This is a genomic window from Wenzhouxiangella sp. 15190, assembly GCF_003417465.1.
GTDB lineage: Bacteria > Pseudomonadota > Gammaproteobacteria > Xanthomonadales > Wenzhouxiangellaceae > Wenzhouxiangella.
The window spans coordinates 76,673-100,771 of the sequence record NZ_QVMV01000011.1; the positions used below are offsets into that span (position 1 = coordinate 76,673).

A 24,099-nucleotide genomic window follows, 5' to 3' on the forward strand; every position below is an offset into this window, starting at 1 on the left:
CCCGGGCGGCCGTCAGCTTGCCGCGAGACTCGGCACTGCATTGACGTATTGGCAACGAGCATGATCGGACAGGCTGTGGAAGGTCTGCCATAGACTAAGCCCCCAGCGCATCCATGGCAAATGTCCGGATAGAGACCCCCTCCACCTCAATCGTGGGCGAAATCCGTCCTCAGCCAGTGCCGTAGCTGTGCCATCTCCGCTGCTTGTCCATCATTGCCCGGAACCAGGCCGGAAACGAACCCGCGCCGTTCGAATCCGGCAAGCAGACGCTCGTCCGTGCTGATGACATGAATCGGCACGGCCGCCGTGGCGCCACGGCCGGTAATCACCGACGTCGGCTGGTGATCGCCGAGCACGACCAGCAGCGCGCCATCGCGCAGCTGGCGGGCCCAGTCGAACGTGACCTCGAGCGAGTATTCGATGCTTTCCAGGTAAGCCTCGCGCTGGGCCGCGGGATCGAAGAGCAGCGAGACCGGATCCCCGCCCTCACCGTGCCAGCGTTCATAGATGCGTCCGTCGCCGATTCGCGATGGCTCGGGCGTGGGTTCGATTACCGGCCTCCAGGGCCAGTGACTGCTGATCAGGGCGATCTGGGCAAAGACCGGCGCATCGAATCGGGGTCGTATATTTTCGCTGAAGGTGTGCAGGGTGAACTCGTCCGGCATCGTCACCCAGCCCAGCGACGGGCCCTCGTAGCCGAGGTCGCCGGCGGCGTAGACGCGGTCGAAACCGAGTCGTTCACCCTCGGGCCAGTCGTCGACGATGGCCGGCGCGAGATTGAGCGACACATGTCCCGTGGCGCGAAAATCTTCAGTCAGCACGTCGATGTCGCGTGCCTGCAGCATCCGGTACCAGAGCTGGCTGTCGATCGTCAGGCCGCTGAGCACCGTGGTGTGAGAAAGCCAGGACTGGCCACCCCGGATGGGTGCTTCGAGGCGTCCGCTGACGACGGCCAGGCCCGTCGTATCCAGGCGCTCACCCCAGCGCTCGAGATACGGAACCATGCGCCCGGCGTAGCGATCCCGGTCGAGCACGCTTGCGCCGTAGGACTCGATGAACACGAAATAGACGTCGCGCCCGGCCAGGCCGGGCAACGCGCGGGCCGCGAACGCCGGGGCGTCCTCCGCCACAATCAGCTCGCGCCGGGCACGGCGGGTCTGGTCGAACTGTTCGACCTGCTGCGCCCACATTCCGGGTAGCTGGGGAGCGACACCCGGCAAATACGATGCGGCCCAGGGCAGGCTTGCGATCAGCCCGAGCGCAAGAAGCAGCAGCGCCGGGCGCCGGGCGGACGAGGCCGCGGTTACGAACAGCCGCCAGACCGCCCAGGCGACGACCGCCACGCCCATGGCCACGATGATCGAGGCGCCGATGGCAGCCCATAGTCCCACGCTGCCTTCGATCAGGTCGAATCCCGCGCGCAGCATGAGAACATCGATGAAGACATTGAGGGGCCGGCCCAGAACGGAACGGACGAGCCCGTCGGAAATACCCGCGACGATCGCCAGTGTGAGTCCGGCAGCCAGGACCAGGCGCAGCACCCGCCCGGATCGCCCCTCCGGCAAGAGTGCGGCCAACGCAGGCAACAACCACGCTTCGGGCGCGAACCACACGCTGCCGACCTGGCCGTCGCGCCACCAGGCCGGCAGCACCAGCAGCAGGTTCAGCGCCAGTCCGGCCAGCAACAGCCAAGTCAGGGGCCGAATCGTATGACCGTCCGCCCTGCCCCGGTTCACGACGAATGGCGCACAATGGGAAACATGAACACGCTGATATCAGCCCTTGCGCCGCCCGGGCGCGCAGAACACCGCTCATGACGGTGCGAAGCATCCTCGGCCTGGCCCGGTCGATGTGGAGCTACCGCCGGCCCGGTCGCCTGCATGGACTGCTGGCGCTGTACCAACCGTTCGTTCCGAAAGACGGCCTGGTCTTCGATATCGGGGCGCATCTGGGTGATCGTACGCGAGCCTTCCGCCGCCTCGGCGCGCGGGTCGTCGCCCTCGAACCCCAGCCCTCGATGATGCGTTGGCTGCGACGATTTCACGGCCGCGACGCCGGCGTGGTCCTGCTGGAACAGGCGGTGGGAGCCCGGCCGGGCCGGGGTCGCCTGGCGCTGAGTGAGACACATCCGGCGGTCGCGTCGCTCTCGCAGGGCTGGCGCGCCGAAGTCGCGAGGCGGCACGCCGGGTTCGCTGCCGTTCGCTGGTCGCACGAGATCGAGGTGGCGATCACCACCCTGGATGCTCTCATCGATCGTCACGGCCTGCCGGATTTCTGCAAGATCGATGTCGAGGGACACGAAAGCGATGTGCTCGAAGGCCTGTCCCAGCCCCTCCCGGCCCTGTCAGTGGAGTTCGTCGCGGGCGCCCTGCCCCGCGCACAGGCCTGCGTAGACCGTCTGGAGGCCCTGGGCGACTATCGCTACAATGCGGTAGCGGGCGAGCAACGGGCGTTTCTGTGGCCTGAATGGGCACAACCAAGCACGATTCGCGGCTGGCTTGCCGCCGGCGCCGACGGACTGGCGTCGGGCGATCTCTACGCCGTTCACGGCCCGACCGGAAGCTGAAACCATGCGTCACTACTGGGGCGAACTGACCACTACCGACTTCGACCGCCTGGCAGGTCAAAACCCGGTTGCCGCTATGGTGCTCGGTGCCGTCGAACAACACGGCCCCCACCTGCCGTTGGCGACCGACCGGATCATCGGCGAAGGCCTGCTCGACGCCGCCAGTGCCCGATTGAAAAACGATTTCCCCCTGCTGATCCTGCCCCCGCTCTCGCTCGGCGCAAGCGAGGAACATGCCGATTTTGCCGGCACGCTGAGTCTTTCCGCCGATCAGCTCAAGCGCCAGGTCATGGCCGTCGGCGAAGGGCTTGCCCGTGCCGGTCTCGAGCGCCTGGTGCTCGTCAACGCCCACGGCGGCAACATCGGCTGGATGAATGACGCCGCGCTCGAATTGCGTCGTCTCAACCTGCTGGCAGTCAAGGCCAGCTACATGCAGTTCGAACCCCCCACCGACCTGCTCGCCGCCGCCGAACTGCGCGACGGCTTGCACGGCGGCCTGGCCGAAACGGCCATGATGCGCCACCTGGCGCCTGAACTGGTTCGCATGGACCGGGCGCGGGACTTCGAGCCGAACTACCCGCAGCGCGGACCGCTGGCGCCGCAGGGTGAAGCAGCCTGGGCCTGGCTGGCCCGGGACCTGCACCCGGCCGGCGTCGTCGGAGACGCCGCCTCGGCCAATCCGGAACTGGGCGAACGCCTGGTGGGCCATTACGCCGAGCGCCTGGCGCAAGTAATCGAAGCCAGCCGGGATCTCGAGTGGCCGCCCGAGCGTTCGAAAGCAACGTAACTCCGGGAAACCAGCCGATGACGCATTACTGCTCGTCCAGCACGTCGCCCAGCAGGTGCCCCGAGCGTCGGGCCTTGGCTTCTAGATAACGCCGATTCTGCCGGGTGACCCGGCCGTACAGGCTGCCGCGCCCGGCAACGTCGATCCCGCCTTCGGCCAGGGCCTGCACCTTGTTGGGATTGTTGGTCAGCAGCCTGACGCGACGAATGGAAAGCGCGGCGAGAATGTCGACGGCCACGCGATAGCGCCGCTCGTCTTCACTGAACCCGAGTACCTGGTCGGCATCGACCGTGTCGAGCCCGGCATCCTGAAGCTCGTAGGCTCGCAACTTGTTGGCCAGGCCGATGCCCCGCCCCTCCTGCGCCAGGTACAGCAAGAGCCCGCCGCCGAGATCGGCAATGGTCCGTACCGCATTCTGCAATTGTTCACCGCAGTCACAACGCAGGCTGCCGAAAAGATCGCCGGTCAGACAGGCCGAGTGCAGGCGGACGGGCACTTCCTCCGCCCAGCTGGCCGCGTCGCCGATGACCACCGCGACATGCTCGCGCAGACCGTCAGGCTCGCGAAACAGGATGAAGCGCGAGCGCACCGACTCGGCCAGCGGCACGTCCGCCTCGCTGACCCGGCGCAGCATCCCGGTACCGGACTCGAAGCAGCTTTCGGCCGAGCGCGCCGACACGCGCAGGAGCCTGCCCTCGGCAACCATGGACTCGAGCGCGGCACGCCGACTGCCGTCGATACGTGCGGTCAATGCTGCGGGCACCAGCAGGGCACGACGCATTAGCGCCAGACCGGCGCGTTCGGTGGCGCTGGCGGGCCGGGGGTCGTCGAACAACCCGGCCCGGATCCCTTCGCTGGACGCCGCGGCCAGGTAGAGCGCTTCGGCACGCAGGCCGTCGGCCCCGTGCAGCGGCAGGCAGGCCGCCTCGGCGTGGATGGAAAACCCCATCGCTTCCAGACGATGGCGTGTGACGGTCAGGGCCGGCTCACCACCGGCCAGCTCGAGCGTCTCTCGCAAATCCGTATCCGCGATGGATTCGACGGGATAGACCAGAACGCCGGCATCGGAGCCCTCGTGGTCGCCGTCGATGATGACCGGGAGTCCCCGGCGGAGATCGAAAATCGCGCGTTCTACCTGGTACATGGTTCGCTCACAGCTTGTGCCATCATGATCGCATGTCCCGAAACGGTAAGCGACATGCGGCTGAACTAAGACATTGACGAACCCTGCCTCATTCAGCTTGTCTCTCGGCGTTCGTGGCAAGGCGTCGACGTGAAGATAGTAGCGACCCTACATCGAACGGCGAGAACGCAGTCCACGGACGCCGAGAGGCAAGCCCTTCGGGAGCCTCGGACTCGCTCGCTCGCTGCGTTCCATTGGCTCGACGTAGGCCGTACTATGCCTTCGCCAACGCGCCTTGCGAGCGAACGCGTCCGGGGCTCTGAATGTGGAAGGGTTCGTCAATGTCTTAGTTTGTGAATTGCCATCCCGGACGCCTTGAGCGACAGCTATGACGAAATACAGTGAATCGATCTGGGAAGTGCTGCTCGAGGCGCGCGGTCTGGACTGGCATGAACGCAAGAGCTGGCGCCGATCCACCCCGGCGGGCGACATCACGCTGTTCGCCTCGGGAAACTGGCAGGGCGATTCACCGCTCGATGAAGCGTCCCGCACGCTGCTGGATTCGCTGGCGCCGCTGGCCACGGCAAGCCGCATGGCGATCGCCCAACTCGGACAGAGTCTCGACGGACGGATCGCCACCGCAAGCGGGCACTCGCACTACATCAACGGCACCGCCGCGCGTACGCACCTGCATCGTCTGCGGGCGCTCGTCGACGCGGTGGTGATCGGCGCCGGCACCGCCTGTGCCGACCATCCGCGCTTGACCGTCCGTCATGTTGCCGGGCCCGACCCGGTGCGGGTCGTCATCGATCCGCGCGGCCGGGTTCCAGTCGAGGGTCCGTTGTTCAATGCCAGCGGCAGGCCACCGCGCGTGCTGCACATCGTCGGTCCGCAAGCATCGCCCGAACCCGCGAGCGGGCACGTCGAACGCCTGGTGTTGACCCCCGAGCAAGGCGCTTTCTCGCCCGCTGCCGTGCTCTCCGCCCTGAAAGCCCACGGCCTGAATCGGGTCCTGATCGAGGGCGGGGCCGAAACGGTTTCGCGTTTCATCGAGGCCGAGGCACTCGATCGCCTGCACTTGCTCATCGCACCCTTGATCATCGGCTCGGGGCGGAACAGCCTGAACCTGCCCGTGATCGAACGGCTCGACCAGGCCCGCCGACCGCCCTTCAGGCCCTTTTCGCTCGAAGACGAACTGCTCGTCGACGTCGATCTGCGCGCTGCCCCTGGCGGGGCCTGACCAGCAGCGGCAATGCGCCGGGCAGTGACGCGGCCAGGTTGACGAGCCCGTAGGCCATCGCCACCGCCACACCCTGTTCGGCCGGCAGCCCCAGCGCCAGCCACACCGAGGCCGCGGCCGCCTCGCGAAACCCCCATCCGGCCACCGAAAGCGGTATCAGCATGGCCAGCAGGATCGGCAATGCAACGGCCAGGAGCAAGGTGAACTCGACGCCGACACCGACGGCACGACCGGCCAGGGCAAACACCAGGACATAGCTGAACACGATCGCTACGGAGGAAGCGAGTTGGCGCGGCCAGGCCGCCCGTGCCAGCAGGGCTGCGTGAATGTCCTCGCGCAGCACACGCCAGAATGCCGGCCATCGCCGAGCGACCGCCGCCAAGGCAACGGCCAGCGACAGCAACGCGAGCAGTGTCAGAAGCCCCGCACCGACCCTGTCGTGCTGGGCCGCCGACCAGACCTCACGCCAGACCGGCACCAGCCCGAGAATCACCACGGTACCCAGCGCGACCACGAACTGACCGGAGGCACGCTCGATGATGACCGCCCGCCAGGCCGGCCCCGTCGAGCCGGTATCGCGGGCGTGACGGTGTGCGCGCAACGCATCGCCGGCCATCCCGCCCGGCAGCACCTGATTGATGAACACCGCCAGGTAATAGTCGCCCAGCGCCCGCAGCCACGGCAGTGAAAGATCCAGGCGGTGCGCGGTAAAGCGCCAGCGCCAGGCCGACAGCGACATCTGGATGAGCGTGACGACCAGCGCCGCCACCAGCCAGAGCGGGGAGAAATCCGAAATTTCCGCCGCAATCGCGACCGGATCCAGCCACCACAGCAGCATCCCGAGCACGCCCAGACTGACCGTCCAGCGCGGCAGCGGTCCGACCCGGCGTCGCTCAGTCATCATGATTACGGCAGGGCCAGCACGTCGACATGGCCGACGACCAGGCCGATGCGCCCGTTTTCCAGTTCGTTTCGACGGGTTCGATACCAGGATTCGACACACGCTGCATCCTCCGGCGACTGCGCCACGACAGCCCGCATCCAGTCATCCAGCAGCGCCGAACCGAGTGCCAGCGTTCGTCCATCGGCGGCGCCAAGCCGCCAGTCCGACTCGTCGATCCGGACAGCCAGGCCCGCTTTCTCCAGCGCGGCTGGCAGCACGCTGGCGGCCTTCGGTCCGAGCGCTTCGCCCAAGCCCTTGCCTCGTTGTTGGTGCCGGTTGAAAAGTGTTTCCATACGCCGGTCGCGCTCGTCGTCGATCCACCGACCGTCTTCATCGACGAAGTGGCGCCGGCCATCCACCGTGAGTGCAAACAGCGCGGCCGCGCCGCTGTGCGCGATCCATTCGACCAGGGAATCGATCCAGTTTGCCGAGACCAGGTCGAACAAGGCTGCGGCAGTGACCAGGTCCGCGTCATCGAACACCTCGCGCGGGAGGCCGGCCAGGTCGAGGCAACGCGTTTGTGCCCGGATCGCCGGTTTCCCCGAGCTGCCGGCGGCGAAGCCTTCACGCGCTCGCGCCAGCAACGCGGCGTCATGGTCGATCAGCAGCCAGTCCTGTTGCGCATCCAGGCGCGGCGCCAGCCAGCGCAGGTTGCTCCCCGTGCCGGCGCCCAGATCGATGATTCGCAGCCGGTCCGCGCTCTTCAGCCATTCCGATAGCCGATCGGCCAGTGGCGCTGATCGCGCGGCGTGATCCGCCGGCTCGCGCAGCGCGAGCCAGTCGCCTTCGAAACGGGCCGCCTCGTTCGTCATCGGCTCCGGTCCCCCTCCAGGGCGGCGGCAAATTCGCGCCCCGCCTGAGACCAGCTGCGCAAATGTTCGCGCCGGGCGACGGCATTGCCCGTCAGGCGCCGACGCAAGCCGGCGTCGTCCAACCACTGAGCCAGAGCGTCGCGCAGCGCGTCGGCGTCGGCCGGCTCGACCCGCAAGCAGCAGTCGTCCGGTGCGGTCTGCGCCAGTGCGCCACCGGTCGTCGTGATCATCGGCAACCCCCGCGCCAGCGCTTCCCCGACCACCATGCCGTAGCCTTCGTAATGCGAGGGCAGCAGGCACAGGCCGGCCCGGCGATACTCGGCCTCGAGCGCATTCTCATCGCACTCGCCAATGCAATCGATGCCATCGATCAGGCCGGCTTCCCGAATCAAGTCGGCAACGCGCCCGGCAAAGCCCGCATCGCGCGTGTCCGAGCCGGCCAGGATGCAGTGCCAGTCCCGCTCGGTCAGTTGCGCCAGCGCCCGCACGAGCACGTCCTGGCCCTTGCGTGGCGTCAGGCTGGCCACGCAGAGCAAGCGCTCCGGGCCTTTCGGCTCGCGGCCCTGCAGCCGTTCCGCGACCGGTTCGGCCGTCTCTGCCTTGTCCACGCCCGGCTCGACGACCCGGGGAGTTCGTGGATCAAGACCCAGTTCCCGCAGTCGACGCGCCGTGAACGGGCTGGTGACAATGACCCTGCGGCAAGCTTCCAACGATCGGGTTTCGCGCGCCAGCAACCGATCCCGAACCCCTGCATCCAGGCCGGTCTCGTCGGCCAGGGGATGATGCACCAGCGCGCTGATATCCAGGCGCCCGGCATGGGCGGCCACGGCGTCGGGCAGGCCGCCGAGGGCGAGTCCATCGATGACCACGGCGGCGCCATCGGGCAACCCCGACAAGGCCCGGTGCATCGCCCTGGCGGCAAGATCGTCGGCATCGGGGAAGCGCCCCTCGAGCCCGATCACCTCGACCGACCAGCCCAGGTCTCGAAGCTGGCGCACGATGTGCTGGTCGTACAGGTAACCGCCGGTGCGCTGCGCCGGGTCGCCGGGAACGATCATGCAAAGTCGCTGGCTCAAAGCGCGCCTTCGAAGCTGGCCCAGGCCTGGTGCGATTCCTTGAGCTCGACCTTCAAGTATCCCAACCCGTCGGCAGCGGATCCCAGTCGGCCCTCGGAAATCGCACCGGCCAGGCGATCGAAAACCACTCGGGCCATGAATTCGGTGGTCGTGTTCCGCCCCGAAAACTCGTCGATCTCGTCGAGATTGCGGTGGTTGAATTCGGCCAGGATCTCGCCGAGGACCTTACCGGCCAGTCCAATATCGACGACCAGGTCGTCGTCGTCCAGTTCGGGCCGGCTGAAACTTGCGTCGACGACGTAGGTCGCGCCGTGCAGGCGCTGCGCCGGTCCGAAGATCTCCCCGGCAAAACTGTGGGCGATCATGAAGTGATCGCGAACGGTCAGTGTGTACATGCTTTCCTTCCTCGCATTGAATTTCTATCCTGCCCCGGGGCGCGAAATCGTCAAGTGCGGGCTCACTTCTCGTGCCCGTACTCGATGCGATGGCACAGCACATCACCCGAATGCCCCAGCAACCCGGGCATGTCCTCGGCCAGATTCTCGAAAGAACTCGCACCCGATATCAGGTGATCGAGCGCTGGATCAGTCAACAGCCGCAGCGCCAGCTCCAGCCGCCGCCGATACGTCCAGCGCGGCTGCCGCTCGGGCGGGAGCTGCCCGACCTGGCTCGAGATCAGCGAGAGCCGCCGCGAGTGAAAGGCCTCACCCAGCGGCACCGCCGGGCGCGTCGTCCCGTACCAGCTCATCTCGACTACGCGGGCCTGGTTGCCGGCCAGGGCCAGCGCGCTCGCCAGGCCGGATTCGCTGCCGCTGGCGTGCACGACCACGTCGCAGTCGCCCTCGGCCTGCCCGGGTGCGGCAAAGCCCACGCCCAACCGCTCCGCGAGGCGCTCGCGCCGGGTCTGGAGATCGATCAACGTGACGTCCGTCCCGGGAATGCGACCGGCCAGCCAGGCAACCAGTGATCCGATCACGCCGGCACCGACAACCGCCACGCGATCGCCCGGGCCGATACCGGCATCCCAGACGGCGTTCACGGCGGTTTCCATGTTGGCCGCCAGTACCGCACGCGTGGCCGGCACATCCTCAGGCAACGACACGACCGATTCGGCCGGCACCACGAAACGCTCCTGGTGCGGATGCAGGCAGAACACCGCTCGTCCCCGCCACACCTCGGGTCCGTCCTCCACGACTCCGACCGCGCTGTAGCCGTATTTCACCGGGCCGGGAAAATCACCCTGCTGGAACGGTGCGCGCATGCGCTCGTACTCCGAGGACGGCACTTGCCCGTTGAACACAAGCGCCTCGGTCCCGCGACTGATGCCGGAGAACACAGTCCGCACAAGCACCCTGTCACCGGCCACATCCGGTAGCGACTCGCTGCGAATCTCGCCACGGCCGGGCGCGACGATCCAGAAAGCCCGAGCAGTTCCACTCATGAGGCTGCCTCACTCCAATAAGTCGTCACTATCACGATAACCCAGTGACGCTGACGTTGATGTATCCAGTAAATCAGATGTGAGATGATCAGGTGGTAAGACAAGCGAGCAGCTTGCGATGACAAGTCCTGTGATCAAAGCGGAACTGACTGCCGGAGCGCTGGCTGCGGGTGGACTCGCAGTGCTGCTTACGCCCCCGTCCGGCCCGATCTGGCAAGTCACGGCAGTGGCTGTGTCGGTCTTTGCCGTCGTCGCTTCGATCCTGATGCTGGCGCTTCCCGACAAGCACGATCTCGGCTGGGCCAACCGGGTCACCCTGCTGCGCGCCACGATCACCTGCGCCCTCGCCGGGGCCCTCGTTCAGCCCGGTCTCTTCATCGAGCAAGCGGGCATGATCGTGGGCCTGACGCTGATCTCGCTGTCACTGGACGGTATCGACGGCTGGCTGGCCAGGCGCAAGGGTGAGTCCAGCGCCTTCGGCGCGCGTTTCGACATGGAAACCGACGCCGCACTCATCCTCGTGCTGTGCGCCGGACTCTGGCTTTCCGGCCTGGCGCCGGCCTGGGTGCTGGCCATCGGACTGATGCGCCCGGCTTTCCTCGCCGGCGCGCTGATCTGGCCCTGGCTGTCTAAACCACTCCCCGACAGCTTCCGCCGCAAACTGGTCTGCGTGGTCCAGGTCAGTGTACTGCCGATCGCCCTTTTGCCGATCGTCACCGAACCCCTGCGATTGACCCTCCTGGCCGTCGCACTGCTGGCGCTTTGCGCTTCCTTCACCATCGACATCGCCTGGCTGTTCAGAAACCGCCGGCCCACGGAACATCCCGATTGGAGAATCTCATGAATACGACACCTATTATCCGTTGCACGCTGGCCGCGCTTGCCCTCGGACTCTCGAACCCATCCTTCGGCGAGCCGGTCGAGTACCAGATCGACGAAGATCACTTTTCCGTCGGCTTCCTGGTGGAGCATGTCGGTTACGCCGACACGCTGGGCCAGTTCCTCGAAGCCAAGGGCAGCTTCGTCTACAACGAGTCAGCCAACGAACTGAACGAAGGCGAAGTGATCATCCAGGCCGACAGCGTGTTCACCAACCACGAAAAACGCGACGAGCACCTGCGCAACGACGACTTCCTGGATGCCGACGATCACGAGACGATCCGCTTCGAGGCAACCGAGTGGCGCCCGAAAAGCGACAAAAATGGCACACTCGTCGGCGATCTCACCCTGCTGGGACAGACGCAACCGGTCGAGCTGGATGTGACCATCAACAAGTCCGGCGAATATCCCATGGGACACGGAAAACAAACACTCGGCGTCTCTGCACGCACCACCATAAAGCGCAGCGAGTGGGGCATGACCTACGGCGTCGAGGGCGATCTCGTCGGCGATGAAGTCGAACTGATCTTCGAATTCGAAGCGAACCGGCAGTAAAGCCCCGCCCTGAAGCGCGGTGACTGACCCGCGCATTCGTAATGCGTGGAACTCTGGATACGAAAAAGCCCCGTCGAGTGACGGGGCTCCTTCGATATTCATGGTGCCGGTGGACGGAGTCGAACCGCCGACCCACGCATTACGAATGCGTTGCTCTACCTACTGAGCTACACCGGCGCCGGCAAGCGGAGAATTATACCGATTCTGCGCCGCCGGTGCCATGCGATTGGGGCTGGAATTGCTCCGCGGCGGGGATTCGTCCCGCTTTGATCACCATGGCCAGCATCATCAGCAGGGCCAGCAGCACCAGGATGGACGAGCCGGCAAGGATCGGCTCGAGCTGGCCATGACTGAATCGGCCGTTATAGAGCAGGAACAGGCCGGTCACCATCAGCACCACGCCAGCGTGATGCAAGGCCAATTGCAGCCACGGCAGCCAGCCGTCGCGATCCGGCAGCCACAGGCGATGAATGATGGCGTAGATCACGGAAAGCAGGAAACCGGCGAGCAACAGGTGCGCGTGGGTGACATGCTGGACGTGGTTCTGGGCGGCGGCCATGTAAATGCCCAGCCCCATGCCCAGTGCGGCATAGGCCAGGCCGGCGATAAGGTGGGCGCGATTGACAGACAGCTTCATTGCACAACTCCTCGGTTAAACTCGCTGTCAGCCTGCCGTCATGCAGCCCTCAAGTCCTGCATGAACGCTCAAGAAAACGTGAAATCGCTAAATCCTGATTGAGTAATGGGCTCAGCCCGTGTTCTGCAGCCCCTGGGCGATCCCGTGCACGCTGTCGATCAGGGCCTGCTCCAGGACCTCGTCCTTCGAGCCGCCGGCTCGCCAGCGCTTGAGCAATTCCACCTGAGTGAAGCTCATCGGATCGACATAGGGATTGCGCAGCAGGATCGATCGCTTGAGCGTGGGATCCTGGTCGAGCAGGCCGTCCTGGCCCTTGACCCGGCAGATCATTTCACGGGTTCGGGCAAACTCTTCTTCGATGGTCGGAAAGTAGCGCTCGCCCAGTTCTCCGGCCAGTTCGGCGTAGCGGCGTCCGATACCGATGTCGGCCTTGGCCATCGCCATTTCGGCGTCGGCAAGCAGGTTTGAAAAGAACAACCATTCGTGCGCCATTTCGGCGACCGGCTCGAAACCGAGCTCGTCGATCAGCTGCTCGAGCCCGCTTCCCAGACCGTACCATCCCGGAAGACCCTGTCGCGACTGGCCCCAGGCGAATACCCAGGGAATGGCGCGCAGGCCGGAAATACCGGTCTTCTTCGCCCGCGAGGCCGGCCGAGAGCCGATCCGCAGGCGCTCAATCACGTCGATGGGCGTGGCCAGGCGGAAGTACTCGCCGAAGGCCTCGTCGCCGTAGACCAGGTCGCGGTAGGCCGCGCGCGAGAGTTCGGCCAGGCGCGCCATGGCCCGGCGCCAGGGGCCTTCCTCGGAATCCGGGTCGCTGTCGACGAAACCGGCCTGAATCACCGCCCCGGTTGTCTGTTCCAGGTTTCTTATCGCGATGGTTCGCAGACCGTACTTGCGATGAATCACCTCGCCCTGCTCGGTCATGCGTAGTCTTCCGCCGACCGAACCGGCCGGTGCGGCCAGCACGGCACGCGGGGTCTTGCCACCGCCACGACCGACGGTACCGCCCCGGCCATGGAAAAAGGTGACCTTCATGCCGTGTTGCTCGAACAGCGAGAGCAGCTTGCGCTGCGCATCCTGCAGCGACCAGCGCGAAGCGACCATGCCGCCATCCTTGTTGGAATCCGAATAGCCCAGCATCACCGTCTGGCGGTTGTCGCGCGCGGCAAGCAGCTCGCGCCACACGTCCAGTGCCAGCAGCCCCTTCATCACGCCTTCGGCCGCGATCAGATCGTCGACGGTCTCGAACAGCGGCACGATGTCGAGCCGGTGACGATCCACGCCGGCGGCACGCGCCATGAACCACGCCGCCAGGATGTCGTCGGCATTACGGCTCATGGAGATGATCAGCGTGGTGATCGCGCGCTCGCCGAATTTCTCGTGGGCGCGGGCAGCTGCCGATAGCAGTTTGTAGACAGGATGGCTGGCGCCGTCTCGTCCGTCGGGGATGTGACCCCGACCTACGGCATCGGTCAGATACCGGGTGCGTTCTTCTGGGTCCCGGTCAGGCCAATCGGCGTCGTCGATCAATTCGGCGACGGCCTCGTGCAGGTCGCCCGAGTCGATGCGCAAATCGAGGGCGGCCAGGTGAAAACCGAAAATATCGACCCGCCTGAGCAGCCGCCCGACTGGAAACAGCCCGGCGCGACGGCCGCGGTTGGCCTTCAGGCTCTCGGCAATACGCTTGAGATCTCGGGCGAACTGATCGACATGACCATAGGCGCCTTCACCTTCTTCCACGGTGGCGCGCAGCCTCGCCTCGACCAGGTAGAGCAGTTCCCGATACGGCATATCGGCATGGCGACTCGGAATGGCCTCCGCTTGCTGCGGCAGCAACCGGCGATACTCGGCCACGCGCTCACGGATCTCGGCAGTAACCCCCACGCGTCCTTCTGTCTGACTGAGCAGACGATTGAGGCGACGGACTTCCTTGAGGTAGTTGCCGATCACCTGGCGGCGCTGCTCGGTCAGCGTTTCCATCACCGTTTCGCCGGTGACGTTTGGATTGCCGTCCATGTCGCCACCCACCCAGGAGCCGAAACGCAGCACGGAGGGGAGATCGCCGGGCCACAGATCCACGCCCCAGGCACGGGTGGCCGCCTCGGCCAGGTTCTCGTGCAGCACCGGAGCGACGCGATAGAGCACATTGGCCAGATAGTAATGAGCGTGTTCGGCTTCGTCGGCCACGGTCGGGCGTGAGCGCGACTGCTCGGCCGTCTGCCAGGCTATCGTCTGCTCCATGCGCACACGATCGACCAGGCGATTGGAAGCATTCTCCGAAAGTCCCGGATCGAGCCGCTCGACCAGGTAGCGCGCCATGCGCTGCTCCTTTTCAAGGATCGAGCGCCGCGTCGCCTCGGTCGGATGGGCGGTGAACACCGGCTCGACCAGCAAATCGGCCAAGCGCTCGCGGACCGTCTCCCAGCCCTGCCCTTCATTGGCCAGCTTCTCGAACACATCGGATAGCGAATCCGGCTGCACGCCTTCGCCGGCGGCCATATACTCGCGCCGGCGCCGGATGCGGTGCACTTGCTCGGCCAGGTTCACCATCCGGAACCAGGCCGCGAAAGCCCGCACGAACGAACTGGCCTCAACCGCATCGTCGATGCGGCACTGCGCCAGCAGCTGAGCGCCGTCGTCCTCGCCCACCCGTCGGGCAATCGCCGCCGAGCGGGCCGTCTCGACGCGCTCGAACAGAGCATCACCGCACTGCTCGCGCAGCAACTCCCCGATCATCGCGCCCAGCAGGCTGACGTCGTCGCGGAGCGCCCGGTGCTCGGGCGGAAAATCGATGTCCTGGCGTTTCATGATAGCTGGCGCTCTTCCTTGGGGGCGACCTTGCAATAGTAATCGCCCGTGCATTCACAATCGTCGAATCGGTACAAATAAGCGAAAGTCGGTACACCTGCGCTAGCAGTCGTTTGCCGGACCCACCGAACCCTGGGCAACCATCACGCGATCCCGGCCATCCCGCTTCGCCTTGTAGAGCGCACCATCCGCACGCTCCATGAGCTGACTCCATTCCTCGTTTTCCATCCACTGGGCCACACCAAAGCTGGCGGTAACATGGTCAACATCTTCAAACGACAGGCGACGAATCTCGCTGCATATTCGTTCTGCTAGCTGGCACGCCTCCTCGGCGGCTGTTTCCGGCGCGAGAATGATGAATTCCTCGCCGCCCCAACGACCGACCACATCAACGCCCCGCACCGTATTACCCAGGTGCCAGCCGAGCACTTTCAGAACCTCGTCGCCGACCAGGTGGCCATAGCAATCATTGATGGCCTTGAAATGATCAATATCGATCAGAACCAGTGACACGGGCTGGCGGTAGCGCGACGCCTTTCGGAGCAAATCCTCGGATTTTTCCTCGAATTTACGCCTGTTCCACAGTCCAGTCAGGAAATCCTGTTCGGCCTGCTTGACGGACGTCAGGTCACGCACCACGGCATACACGCCTTCGACCTTCCCACTGCTATCGAGGTTGGGCTGGTATTGTGCAAGAACCGTGCGTTTACCGCCCTTCTGGTAGGGAATATCGGCCTCGTAACTCACCTCTTCACCACTGAGAGCCGCATCGAGATGCGGGCGGATGGTTTCATAGGCGGCTTCACCGACAACCTCCCACATGAACTTCCCCCGGATGTCGCTTGCCTCGACGCCGAACCAGTCCTCGTAGGCTGCATTGACCTCCTGGTAACGTCGATCGAGATCGATATAGGACACCAGAATGGGGATGGCATCGATCAGCATGCTCCGACGATTGACTTCGCTTTCGAAACTGGCCGCGGTGAACAACGCCGACGCCAGGATGCCCGAGGCGATCTCCAGCAACTGACGCTCGTCGCTGGAAAAGGCGTCGGGCCGCGATGCATAGACTTTAAGTACACCGTAGCAATGCCCATCGTGGACAAGGGGCACGAGTATTCCGGAGACGAAGCCCACCTTTAGCGCCGCCTCCGTGTCAACGCGGGGGTCGTCCCGCGTATCGTCGGTACGCAGGATTTCGCAACTGCGGAAACACAGCCCGGACAGGCTGGCGTCGATGGGAAGTCGCATACCGAGTGCCTCTCCCGCAATTCCGGCCACGGCACGGTAGACCATTTCCTCGCCTTCTGTCTCCTCGACCACCGCCGCATCCGCGCCGGTGATCTCGCGTGCAGCTTCAACGATCCTCTGCCGAACGCGCTGTAAATCGAGGCCGCCGCTGACAACCTCCCTTTGCAGATCGACCATCCGTTCGAGATCCTGCCTTCGACGACGGCGCCTGCGCCGTTCGGTCACGTCCTGCTGGACGACCACGAAATGGCTGACGTTCCCCGCGTCATCCAGTACGGGGCTCGCCTCCCAGGACATGAGAAACGGCTTGCCGCACTTCCGGTAATACCAGGATTCACCCTCGCAGGATGCACCAGCATCCAGTGCTGCGCTGAAGGACTCAAGGTCCCCAGCGTCGGTCTTTTCCCCGCGAAGCACACCCGGTGCGCACCCGAGCACCTCGTCTCGCTCGTACCCGCTCATGGTTTCGAAGGCGCGATTGACGTAAATGATGCCGGCAGCCGATCCACCATTCCGGATTTCGAAGATGGTCACGGCGTCGTGTGAAAGCTCGAGCGCCTGTTCGAGGAGTTGCGGCGTCACCTGCATTCGATTTTCCTGGCGGCAATTTGAGCATCCCTGGTGCACCATATTACAGGGACTCGGGCCGTTTCACCGCATCCGGGCCGGTCACCGCTTTGCTTTAACGTTTGGGGCAGCCACGGTTTTTCAGCTGCAAGGGACCGGCTTTGACAGCGATAATCCATGGTGCCGGCACCCATGAAACCGCGATACTGCTATGACACCAACCAGCTTGAGCACGCCCGCCCTCCTGATCGAAGACGAACGCTTCAAACGTAATGTCGCGCGCATGAATCGGCAACTCGACCGGCTCGGTGTACCGCTGCGGCCGCACTTGAAGACGGTCAAGAACATTGAACTGGCCCGTCGCATGATGGCTGACCACGCCACAGGCGCCACCGTCTCGACCCTGGCCGAGGCGGACTATTTCTTTGCGCACGGTATCGATGATCTGCTTTACGCCGTCGGCATTGCGCCGGGCAAGCTTGCCGAAGCGGCCCACCGGATCGCCAATGGCATGCAGTTGAGTCTGATCCTGGACCATCCCGATACAGCCCGTGCCGTTGCCCAAGCGGCCACGGAGCACGAAACCGACTTCCAGGTCCTGCTGGAAATCGACGCCGATGGTCACCGTGCCGGATTTCGGCCGGATGACCCGTCTCTGATCGAGGCCGCCCGGATACTCCATGGAGGCGGCGCGACCGCCGCGGGTGTCATGGTGCATGCAGGAGGTTCGTACGGTTGCCGCGATCGCGACTGCCTGGTACGCATGGCCCGGCAGGAGTGTGACGTAGCAGTGGCCGCGGCCAGGGAACTGCGCGGAGCGGGATTCGGTGCGCCGGTGGTCAGCGTGGGCTCAACGCCGACGGCTCTGTTCGCCGAAGACCTCACGGGCGTCACCGAAGTACGCGCCGGCGTCTATGCGTTCATGGACCTGGTCATGACCGGTCTGGGTGTCTGCGATATTGACGACATCGCCATTTCGGTCCTGACGGAAGTCATCGGTCATCGAAAACTGGAGGGCCAGGCGATCATCGATGCCGGCTGGATGTCGCTCTCGCGCGACCGCGGCACCGCCAACCAGGCCATCGACCGCGGTTATGGCGTGGTCTGCGACGAGATCGGCCGTCTCCTGTCACCCGAAGTCATCGTCCAGGCCACCAACCAGGAACACGGCATCCTCGCCCGGCGCGACGGGGAGTCCCTGGACCTGGGCCAACTTCCGATCGGCCGGCGCCTGCGGGTTCTGCCGAATCACGCCTGCGCTACCGCCGGACAGTTCGAGACGATGTGGTTAATCGGCGCGGACGGCCAGGCCATCGAGCGACTGGAGCGCTGTCGAGGGTGGTAGCGCACTGTCGTCCCGACAACCGCGGAAGCGGTTATCCGGGACCTTCACTCAGCGCGTCAACCCGTGTCGCTCGTGCCACTCGGCCAGACTTTCATCAGGAAAGTCATCGAAATGGCGCTCGTTCGGGCCTTCGGGCACCTCAACCCAGTTGGCCTTGCTGTCAAGCTTCACGTGCACCCGCTCGGGCGGCGTGGGCAGATCCGTATCGATGGCCGAGGCGAACGGGTGAATCAGCTCGGGCCAGTTCGGATCGTAGACCCATAACGCACTGGCGCAGTGGCCGCAGAAGTTACGCTCGCCCGAACTCTTCCGGCCGTCGATTTCAGCCTGGTAGACCTTGACGTGCTCACGCCCTTCCACCTTCAGGCTTTCCGACAATGCGCCCAGATTGATGGCATAGCCACCCCCGCCCGCGGTCTTGCGACAGATCGAGCAGTAGCAGCGATTGAATGGATAGGGATGCGGCGATTCGACGCTGAAGCGCACCCGCTGGCAATGACAGGATCCTTTCAGCAGCATGGCTGACCTCCGCTTTCCGAATGCTCAAACGTCATTCGTGATCGTAACGCTGGATCGCGCCGCCTATCCGGCCGGCGGCCCCATTCCGCCGAGAACCGCGTAGGCCCGCACCGGGAACGTCCCCATGCCACGCACCTTCACGGGCGCGGCGTGAAAGGTGAAACCGCTTTCGGGTAGTTGTTCCAGTCCCCGCAAGTGTTCGGCGATGGGAATGTCGGCGCCAAGCAGCGTGGTGTGGACGGGCCGCTCGCCGTCTTCGATGTCGTCGATGTTGAGTGAATCGATACCCACAAGCGCCGCACCGTGATCGCGCAGCCATTCGGCCGCCTCGCGCGTCAGGAAGGGATGGCCTTCGAAATAGGCATCGGTGTTCCAGTGATTGGCCCAGCCGGTATGGACCAGGACGGCCTTGCCGGTGACGTCCAGACCTTCAAAGGCTTCGGGCCCGATGGCGCGGGTGACTTCCTGTAGTTCGGTGCCATCTTCCGGGAGGTCCCGGATCGGGGTCCGGGACGACACGGATTGTTGTTCCTTTCGATGGTGTCGGATCGGGGTCCGGGACGACAGGTCTGCTTCAAGATGGACGCAGAGCCCGGGAAGCTCCGCCAGGCTTTCCAGTTCCAGTTCGGACAGATCCTTGCCATCGGCAAAACGATGGAACGGCGAATCGACGTAGGTACCCGTATTGGCCACCATGTCGATGCGGCCGATATGGAAGCTGGTGCCGTCCTCGTAGTGTTCCTTCGAGTCTTCGCGCGAGAGGAAATCGCACATGATCGGCGCCGGCAGGCCGCGGTAGGTTACCAGGCCGTCCTCGACGGTATGGCTGAGATCGATCAATCGCCGCATGTCTCTGGTCACTAGAGGGAACGGGCAACGAACATGTCATCACCACATTAGCAAACACACCCGCCGACAATTCAGTTCTGCCGGCGGGCCTGGACCAGGAACAGTCTACTCGGTGCGTGCCGGGACGTCCTCGTCGTCGTCGGAGATGATCACTTCCACCCGGCGATTGAGCTGGCGGCCGGCCTGGGTTTCATTGGTCGCGACCGGGTAATCCAGTCCGTAGCCTCGGGTCCGGACACGATCTTCGTCCACGCCGCGCTCGACCAATGCATCACGAACCGAACTGGCGCGTCGCTCCGACAGGCGCAGATTGTAGTCGCGTGCGCCGGTGGAATCGGTAAACCCTTCGACCCGTACCTTTCGATCCTCGTATGCCATGAGGAATTCCGCAATTTGATCAATGGTACGTTCTGCACCTTCGGGCAGTTCGTACTTGTCGAGGTCAAAGAGCACATCGCTGCCGAGCGTCAACACCAGTCCACGATCGGTGGGCCGCGCTTCCAGCTCTGCAATCTGCTTTTGCAGCCGGTCGGCCTGCTCACGCATGCGACGGGCCTCTTCCTCGAGCTCCTGTGTCCGCCTTTCGGCAGCCATGCGCTGTCGGCGTTCCTCCGCGGCCTCTTGCTGCGCCATCTCGCTCTGCTGTGCTGCTTCGCGCCGTTCCATCTCGGCTTCGCGAGTATCCTGTTCGGCCCTGGCTCGCCGGGCCGCTTCCGCCATGCGCCGGGCTTCGGAACGCGCGGCCTCAGCCTCGGCACGAGACTGCTCCGACTCGAGTCGTTGCGCTTCCCGTTCGGCCCTGGCAGCCCGCGCTTCCAGGCTCAGCACTTCGCGCTGGTTGCTCAGTTCATCAGCGCGCGCCTCGAGGCGGCTGAGTTCCGCCGATTCGCGCGCGATGCCCACCTGGGTTTCCGTCAGTTGGGCCAAATGCAGCACCTCAGACCGGTCGGCACCATCGCGCCACTGTTCCTGGGCACGTTCAAGCAATACTTCGGCCTCCTGCATTTCACCGGGCGCATAGCGGCGCACTTGAGGATCGGAAACCAGGGTCTCCACCGATGCTTCGGCGCGCTCCAGTTCGGACAGTCTCTGGGGGGTGGTCGCACAAGCGGCAAGCAACCCGGCAATCATCAACACTACAACAGGAAATTTCAGATCGACGCGTTTCATGACGAACCTCCTTGCTCACGGGCACGGGCGATTTCTTCGCGCAATGCTTCGACGGTATCTTCCAGCTGTTCCACCTGGCGACGACTTCGAGCGGACCGCGACTTCCGGTCTGCCAGTCGCGCCATCTTCTCGGCTTCCAGGGCAAGCTGGCGGGCGATTTTGTTTTCGCCCTGTTCGATCGCCCTTTCCGCCTCCGCGAGATGCTCGCGTGCCTGCTGCAGATCGCCGGGAGCGTGGTCACGTGCACCCATCTCGACCGCGTAATCGATTGCGTTGCGGGCCACGGCAAGTTGATCGTTGGGGACAGGTGGCTGGGTGGCACAGGCGGTCAGCAACAACGCCAATATGCCAATCAACCCACCATTCAGTGCTCTACTCATCGGTTTTCTCCCGGTTTGGACACTTGGTGACTGGCCGCCCCCACAAGTACTTTTCGGCTTCATCACCGTAGTGCGATGCATGCTCTCAGCGAGAATGCTCACTTACCGACCTACTCTGGAGTGTTTCGCGCACAAATGATGTACGCCGGCGAACATAGCGGGGCCAGGGAGGGGTAACGCCGAAAGAAATGACAGGCGGCACTGGACTATCATTGCTTCCTTCTACCTTCACGTAATCGCCTGCACCGCCAGGCCGCCTGCCATCTCATGGACAAACCCGTTCGATACAGCTTTGAGAACGCAACTTTCGCCCCGCGCGGGGGCCGACTGCGCCTGGGCGACGAAGACGTGATCCTCGAGCAGAAGGTCGCCGGTCTGCTGCATGCCTTCTGCCGCCGGCCGGGACAGGTGCTGACCAAAACCTGGCTGATGGAGGAAATCTGGCCGGGCCGCATCGTCAACGAGGACAGCCTGTCGGTGGCCGTCAGCAAGCTTCGCCGCGTGCTCGGCGACCGCGCAGCCGCACCGAAGTACATCCGCACGGTCACCGGCACGGGCTATATCTGGCTACCGGAAACCCGGCGCCTTTCCGTCGAGCCGGAGCGGCCCTATGCAGCGGCCGGGTCGCGGACGGGCTGGTGGCTGTCGTCCGGCATCGTCGGCGTGGGCCTGCTAGTGGCCGCTCTGGGCGGCTGGTGGGTCAGCCAGCCCCGATCCCCCGAACCGGCTTCTACGCCAACCACCAACGAATCATCCCTTTCGGAGCAATCCAGCGCCGAAGTGGGCCGGCTACTCGAACAGGCCGAAGAGCGCCTCGACAGTGATCAGCCCGAGTTACTGCGACAATCCATTGCCGAGTTCCGGGAAGTACTGGAAGAAGAGTCCGACAATATCGCCGCCCATCTGGGCATTGCCGAAGCCAAGCTGGAATTGAGCGGTGCCGAGGGTTACCTCGATATCGAACTCTATGCCGACGAAGTCCGCGCCCTGCTCGAGCGCGTGCTCGAGATCGATCCTGACAATGCTCGCGCCTGGCGTCGCAAGGCGCAACTCCACCTGCTGGCCGACTGGGCCATCGAGCCCGCCCGTGAGGCCTACCTGCGCGCCATCGATGCCGATCCAAACGATGCGATGAACTACCTGCACTACACCGAGTTTCTGCTCACCCTCGGCGAATTCGAAGAGGCGGAGGTCATCGTGCAGGAAATGCGCGAGGTCAACCCGGGCTGGTACCGCTACGAGAACATGTCCTACGTCTACTACATGCGCGGCGAGCTCGAGCGTGCGCTGGCTGAAACCCGCCGCCTGATCAACAGTGAGCCCAAATCGGACTACGCACAGCGCATGCTGCATCGAACCACGCTGCTCCTGGGCGAGGATGACGCCGCCTTGGAACAACTCGTCAGACTGATGGGCGATGCGGGTCTGGAGCAGCCAAGAATCGACCAATACGTTGCGCTGTATCGAAACCAGGGCATGGCCGCCCTATTCGGCCGCCTGCTCGATGACCGCCTCGAGGCCAATATCGGGCACTACATTCCGCCCATGAGCTGGGCGCGGTATGCCGTCACGGCCAGGCGGCCCGACGAGGCCTTCCGCTGGCTCAACGAAGCTGTCGACGAACGCCAGCCTCAGATCCTGCTGGTCAACGTCGATCCCCACTACCTGCCCCTGCGCAACGATCCGCGCTTCGCCGAATTGCTCGATCGCCTGCCCGCTGCGGCAGGCGATTCGAAGTCTTCCGACAGGGCGCGAGATCCTGGATAACCACGCGCTGCCGGCATTCCGGAAGCCCTTCTTTCGCCTGACGGCGAAAACCGGCCTTCCTCCATCGCCTGCGCTGCGCAGTTTCCGGGACGACGGTTTCTTGTAAGCCCCCAACCCTTGTCGTCCCGGCCCCCGGATCTAGTCCGGGGCAAGCTCCGCGAAGCGTAGAGCCGGGACCCCGCACATCACAGATCGGCACGGCTCAACTCAGTGCCAGCCGATGGGTGCGAGGTCCCGGACAACCGCTAACGCGGTTTCCGGGACGACAGGCAGAGTGCCTAGCTGTTCAGCGTCGTCACGGGAAACTCTTCCGGCGACAAAACGGTCACGAGATCCCCGCTGCGAAGCGACTCCGCACCACGCACGATCACCTGCTGGCCGGCGGCGAGCGAACCCGTCACACCGACATAGTCGCCGTGGTCGGCACCGACTTCGACCGGAATGGCCCGCGCCCGGCCCTCCTCGTCGAGCACGAACACCCGGATCTGCTTTTCCCCCAGCACCAGCGCGTCGCGCGGCACGATGAACTGCTGCGACGGCAGTGCCGTTGGCACGGCCACGCTGATCAACTGGCCGATGCGGAACTGTGCGGCCATCGACTCGGGCACGCTGAGATAGCCCAGGAAGCTCTGCGACTGCTCGTCGCTGACCGGCACCGTGGCCCGCACGGCCATTTCGGCGCTGCCCGAGCCCCAGTGAACGCGCAGCGTGCCCAATGCAGCCGGCAGCGCGCTGTGGGCCAGCGGCCCGTGGAAGTGGATGTCGAGCGCTTCGGTGCTGACCAGCTTCGCCACCGGTTGCGTGGCCGACACGCTTTCGCCCTGTTGCTGAAAGCGCCTGGTGACCATGCCGTCGAAAGGCGCGACGATGCGGGTCCTGGCCAGGTCCTGGCGGGCCCGGTCGATTTCCACCTCGAGCAGTTCGGCGTCCGATCGCGCCATGCCCAGGTCGGCCTCGAGCGAGTCGACTTCACGCGCGGAGATCGACTGCTGTTCCTGCAGCCGGCGGTAACGGTCGAGATCCTGCTCCAGGCGGCGAATCTCGATGTGCTTTTTGTTCAGCCGTGCTTCCAGCTCTCGCACGGCCAGTTCGAAGGGCCGATCGTCGAGGCGCGCGACCGCCTGTCCTTTCGCGACCCGCGTGCCGGGCTGGGCCACCCAGGTCAGCGCGCCGGCGATACCGGCCGAGACCGCCGAGTCGTGGCGACTCTGCACGGTGCCGGTGACCATCAGGGTGGGACTGACCTCGTCGGACTCGACCGGTACGACCGAAACCACGGGCCGTTCGGCGGCCAGGGCAGCCCCGGCCAGGGCCAGGGCGGCCGGAACGAAGAAAATGACATGGGTAAAGCGTTGCGTGATATTCATTGCGTAATCTCCTG

The 24,099-nt window shown here is 64.7% G+C and carries 22 protein-coding genes and 1 tRNA gene; 7 read left to right on the forward strand and 16 right to left on the reverse strand.

Annotated elements, in window-relative coordinates; genetic code table 11:
• Nucleotides 1-146 precede the first annotated feature (146 nt).
• Nucleotides 147-1,736, reverse strand: coding sequence for a sulfatase-like hydrolase/transferase (locus DZK26_RS03225; protein WP_147306649.1), 1,590 nt, complete (start codon nucleotides 1,734-1,736; stop codon nucleotides 147-149).
• A gap of 77 nt (nucleotides 1,737-1,813) precedes the next feature.
• On the opposite strand from DZK26_RS03225, the gene DZK26_RS03230 reads away from it, so the two are divergent.
• Both DZK26_RS03230 and DZK26_RS03235 read left to right on the forward strand, forming a co-directional pair.
• Nucleotides 1,814-2,566 (forward strand): FkbM family methyltransferase, encoded by a 753-nt coding sequence (locus tag DZK26_RS03230; RefSeq protein WP_116898110.1) that lies wholly within the window; start codon nucleotides 1,814-1,816, stop codon nucleotides 2,564-2,566.
• Between the two features lie 4 nt (nucleotides 2,567-2,570).
• Complete coding sequence (locus DZK26_RS03235; RefSeq protein ID WP_116898109.1) at nucleotides 2,571-3,353, forward strand: creatininase family protein; 783 nt, start codon at nucleotides 2,571-2,573, stop codon at nucleotides 3,351-3,353.
• A 25-nt stretch (nucleotides 3,354-3,378) separates the two neighbouring features.
• Here DZK26_RS03235 and DZK26_RS03240 read toward each other — a convergent pair whose 3' ends face one another.
• Nucleotides 3,379-4,497, reverse strand: a complete 1,119-nt coding sequence (locus tag DZK26_RS03240; protein ID WP_116898108.1) for a GTP cyclohydrolase II — start codon at nucleotides 4,495-4,497, stop codon at nucleotides 3,379-3,381.
• 367 nt (nucleotides 4,498-4,864) lie between these two features.
• Here DZK26_RS03240 and DZK26_RS03245 point away from each other — a divergent pair, with 367 nt between their 5' ends.
• A complete protein-coding gene (locus DZK26_RS03245; RefSeq protein WP_116898107.1) occupies nucleotides 4,865-5,716 on the forward strand; it encodes a RibD family protein in 852 nt (283 codons plus the stop codon).
• Here the strand turns inward: DZK26_RS03245 and DZK26_RS03250 are convergent.
• The 5 genes from DZK26_RS03250 to DZK26_RS03270 form a co-directional block, all read right to left on the reverse strand.
• Complete coding sequence (locus DZK26_RS03250; protein WP_181935607.1) at nucleotides 5,646-6,617, reverse strand: lysylphosphatidylglycerol synthase transmembrane domain-containing protein; 972 nt, start codon at nucleotides 6,615-6,617, stop codon at nucleotides 5,646-5,648. The genes DZK26_RS03245 and DZK26_RS03250 overlap by 71 nt on opposite strands.
• Before the next feature lie 5 nt (nucleotides 6,618-6,622).
• Entirely contained in the window at nucleotides 6,623-7,471 is an 849-nt protein-coding gene (locus tag DZK26_RS03255) for a class I SAM-dependent methyltransferase (protein ID WP_116898105.1), read from the reverse strand.
• A complete protein-coding gene (locus tag DZK26_RS03260) occupies nucleotides 7,468-8,547 on the reverse strand; it encodes a glycosyltransferase family 4 protein (RefSeq protein ID WP_220337132.1) in 1,080 nt (359 codons plus the stop codon). Before DZK26_RS03260 ends, DZK26_RS03255 begins: the two co-directional genes overlap by 4 nt.
• The gene (locus DZK26_RS03265; RefSeq protein WP_116898103.1) at nucleotides 8,544-8,942 is read right to left on the reverse strand and encodes a 6-carboxytetrahydropterin synthase; all 399 of its coding nucleotides are present in this window, start codon (nucleotides 8,940-8,942) and stop codon (nucleotides 8,544-8,546) included. The genes DZK26_RS03260 and DZK26_RS03265 overlap by 4 nt, the downstream gene beginning before the upstream one ends.
• Nucleotides 8,943-9,004: 62 nt before the next feature.
• A complete protein-coding gene (locus tag DZK26_RS03270) occupies nucleotides 9,005-9,988 on the reverse strand; it encodes a zinc-binding alcohol dehydrogenase (protein ID WP_116898102.1) in 984 nt (327 codons plus the stop codon).
• Between the two features lie 118 nt (nucleotides 9,989-10,106).
• On the opposite strand from DZK26_RS03270, the gene DZK26_RS03275 reads away from it, so the two are divergent.
• Together DZK26_RS03275 and DZK26_RS03280 are read left to right on the forward strand one after the other, a co-directional pair.
• A complete protein-coding gene (locus DZK26_RS03275) occupies nucleotides 10,107-10,832 on the forward strand; it encodes a CDP-alcohol phosphatidyltransferase family protein (RefSeq protein WP_116898101.1) in 726 nt (241 codons plus the stop codon).
• On the forward strand, nucleotides 10,829-11,422 hold the full coding sequence (locus tag DZK26_RS03280) for a YceI family protein (protein WP_116898100.1): 594 nt from the start codon (nucleotides 10,829-10,831) through the stop codon (nucleotides 11,420-11,422). Before DZK26_RS03275 ends, DZK26_RS03280 begins: the two co-directional genes overlap by 4 nt.
• A gap of 101 nt (nucleotides 11,423-11,523) precedes the next feature.
• Here DZK26_RS03280 and DZK26_RS03285 read toward each other — a convergent pair.
• From DZK26_RS03285 to DZK26_RS03300, 4 genes are all read right to left on the reverse strand, one after another.
• Nucleotides 11,524-11,599 (reverse strand) — tRNA-Thr (locus DZK26_RS03285).
• A 16-nt stretch (nucleotides 11,600-11,615) separates the two neighbouring features.
• Nucleotides 11,616-12,059, reverse strand: a complete 444-nt coding sequence (locus DZK26_RS03290) for a TonB-dependent receptor (RefSeq protein ID WP_181918375.1) — start codon at nucleotides 12,057-12,059, stop codon at nucleotides 11,616-11,618.
• 111 nt (nucleotides 12,060-12,170) lie between these two features.
• Nucleotides 12,171-14,870: a phosphoenolpyruvate carboxylase gene (gene ppc, locus DZK26_RS03295; protein ID WP_116898099.1), complete on the reverse strand. Its 2,700-nt coding sequence runs from the start codon at nucleotides 14,868-14,870 to the stop codon at nucleotides 12,171-12,173.
• A gap of 102 nt (nucleotides 14,871-14,972) precedes the next feature.
• The gene (locus tag DZK26_RS03300; RefSeq protein ID WP_181918374.1) at nucleotides 14,973-16,709 is read right to left on the reverse strand and encodes a diguanylate cyclase; all 1,737 of its coding nucleotides are present in this window, start codon (nucleotides 16,707-16,709) and stop codon (nucleotides 14,973-14,975) included.
• Between the two features lie 190 nt (nucleotides 16,710-16,899).
• On the opposite strand from DZK26_RS03300, the gene DZK26_RS03305 reads away from it, so the two are divergent.
• Nucleotides 16,900-18,033, forward strand: a complete 1,134-nt coding sequence (locus DZK26_RS03305) for an alanine racemase (RefSeq protein ID WP_116898097.1) — start codon at nucleotides 16,900-16,902, stop codon at nucleotides 18,031-18,033.
• Between the two features lie 48 nt (nucleotides 18,034-18,081).
• Here DZK26_RS03305 and DZK26_RS03310 read toward each other — a convergent pair whose 3' ends face one another.
• The 4 genes from DZK26_RS03310 to DZK26_RS03325 all read right to left on the reverse strand — a co-directional run bounded on the left by DZK26_RS03310 (nucleotide 18,082) and on the right by DZK26_RS03325 (nucleotide 20,951).
• Entirely contained in the window at nucleotides 18,082-18,552 is a 471-nt protein-coding gene (locus DZK26_RS03310) for a GFA family protein (RefSeq protein ID WP_116898096.1), read from the reverse strand.
• Between the two features lie 63 nt (nucleotides 18,553-18,615).
• Nucleotides 18,616-19,401 (reverse strand): cyclase family protein, encoded by a 786-nt coding sequence (locus DZK26_RS03315; RefSeq protein WP_116898095.1) that lies wholly within the window; start codon nucleotides 19,399-19,401, stop codon nucleotides 18,616-18,618.
• Nucleotides 19,402-19,506: 105 nt separating this feature from the next.
• Nucleotides 19,507-20,571: an OmpA family protein gene (locus DZK26_RS03320; protein ID WP_116898094.1), complete on the reverse strand. Its 1,065-nt coding sequence runs from the start codon at nucleotides 20,569-20,571 to the stop codon at nucleotides 19,507-19,509.
• On the reverse strand, nucleotides 20,568-20,951 hold the full coding sequence (locus DZK26_RS03325) for a DUF4398 domain-containing protein (RefSeq protein ID WP_181918373.1): 384 nt from the start codon (nucleotides 20,949-20,951) through the stop codon (nucleotides 20,568-20,570). Before DZK26_RS03325 ends, DZK26_RS03320 begins: the two co-directional genes overlap by 4 nt.
• Nucleotides 20,952-21,218: 267 nt before the next feature.
• Here DZK26_RS03325 and DZK26_RS03330 point away from each other — a divergent pair, with 267 nt between their 5' ends.
• Complete coding sequence (locus DZK26_RS03330) at nucleotides 21,219-22,718, forward strand: winged helix-turn-helix domain-containing protein (protein WP_116898092.1); 1,500 nt, start codon at nucleotides 21,219-21,221, stop codon at nucleotides 22,716-22,718.
• A 278-nt stretch (nucleotides 22,719-22,996) separates the two neighbouring features.
• Here DZK26_RS03330 and DZK26_RS03335 read toward each other — a convergent pair whose 3' ends face one another.
• Nucleotides 22,997-24,085, reverse strand: coding sequence for an efflux RND transporter periplasmic adaptor subunit (locus DZK26_RS03335; protein ID WP_116898091.1), 1,089 nt, complete (start codon nucleotides 24,083-24,085; stop codon nucleotides 22,997-22,999).
• Between the last annotated feature and the right edge of the window lie 14 nt (nucleotides 24,086-24,099).

Excerpts from the sequence above, each read along its gene's own strand:
- DZK26_RS03255 (WP_116898105.1), bottom strand. The coding sequence starts at position 7,471 with ATGACGAACGAGGCGGCCCGTTTCGAAGGCGACTGGCTCGCGCTGCGC.
- DZK26_RS03325 (WP_181918373.1), bottom strand. The coding sequence starts at position 20,951 with ATGAGTAGAGCACTGAATGGTGGGTTGATTGGCATATTGGCGTTGTTG.
- DZK26_RS03310 (WP_116898096.1), bottom strand. The coding sequence starts at position 18,552 with ATGCTGCTGAAAGGATCCTGTCATTGCCAGCGGGTGCGCTTCAGCGTC.
- DZK26_RS03275 (WP_116898101.1), top strand. The coding sequence starts at position 10,107 with ATGACAAGTCCTGTGATCAAAGCGGAACTGACTGCCGGAGCGCTGGCT.
- DZK26_RS03265 (WP_116898103.1), bottom strand. The coding sequence starts at position 8,942 with ATGTACACACTGACCGTTCGCGATCACTTCATGATCGCCCACAGTTTT.
- DZK26_RS03320 (WP_116898094.1), bottom strand. The coding sequence starts at position 20,571 with ATGAAACGCGTCGATCTGAAATTTCCTGTTGTAGTGTTGATGATTGCC.
- DZK26_RS03250 (WP_181935607.1), bottom strand. The coding sequence starts at position 6,617 with ATGACTGAGCGACGCCGGGTCGGACCGCTGCCGCGCTGGACGGTCAGT.
- DZK26_RS03315 (WP_116898095.1), bottom strand. The coding sequence starts at position 19,401 with ATGCGGCGATTGATCGATCTCAGCCATACCGTCGAGGACGGCCTGGTA.
- DZK26_RS03230 (WP_116898110.1), top strand. The coding sequence starts at position 1,814 with ATGACGGTGCGAAGCATCCTCGGCCTGGCCCGGTCGATGTGGAGCTAC.
- DZK26_RS03235 (WP_116898109.1), top strand. The coding sequence starts at position 2,571 with ATGCGTCACTACTGGGGCGAACTGACCACTACCGACTTCGACCGCCTG.
- DZK26_RS03290 (WP_181918375.1), bottom strand. The coding sequence starts at position 12,059 with ATGAAGCTGTCTGTCAATCGCGCCCACCTTATCGCCGGCCTGGCCTAT.
- DZK26_RS03245 (WP_116898107.1), top strand. The coding sequence starts at position 4,865 with ATGACGAAATACAGTGAATCGATCTGGGAAGTGCTGCTCGAGGCGCGC.
- DZK26_RS03280 (WP_116898100.1), top strand. The coding sequence starts at position 10,829 with ATGAATACGACACCTATTATCCGTTGCACGCTGGCCGCGCTTGCCCTC.
- DZK26_RS03305 (WP_116898097.1), top strand. The coding sequence starts at position 16,900 with ATGACACCAACCAGCTTGAGCACGCCCGCCCTCCTGATCGAAGACGAA.
- DZK26_RS03270 (WP_116898102.1), bottom strand. The coding sequence starts at position 9,988 with ATGAGTGGAACTGCTCGGGCTTTCTGGATCGTCGCGCCCGGCCGTGGC.
- ppc (WP_116898099.1), bottom strand. The coding sequence starts at position 14,870 with ATGAAACGCCAGGACATCGATTTTCCGCCCGAGCACCGGGCGCTCCGC.
- DZK26_RS03335 (WP_116898091.1), bottom strand. The coding sequence starts at position 24,085 with ATGAATATCACGCAACGCTTTACCCATGTCATTTTCTTCGTTCCGGCC.
- DZK26_RS03330 (WP_116898092.1), top strand. The coding sequence starts at position 21,219 with ATGGACAAACCCGTTCGATACAGCTTTGAGAACGCAACTTTCGCCCCG.
- DZK26_RS03240 (WP_116898108.1), bottom strand. The coding sequence starts at position 4,497 with ATGTACCAGGTAGAACGCGCGATTTTCGATCTCCGCCGGGGACTCCCG.
- DZK26_RS03300 (WP_181918374.1), bottom strand. The coding sequence starts at position 16,709 with ATGCAGGTGACGCCGCAACTCCTCGAACAGGCGCTCGAGCTTTCACAC.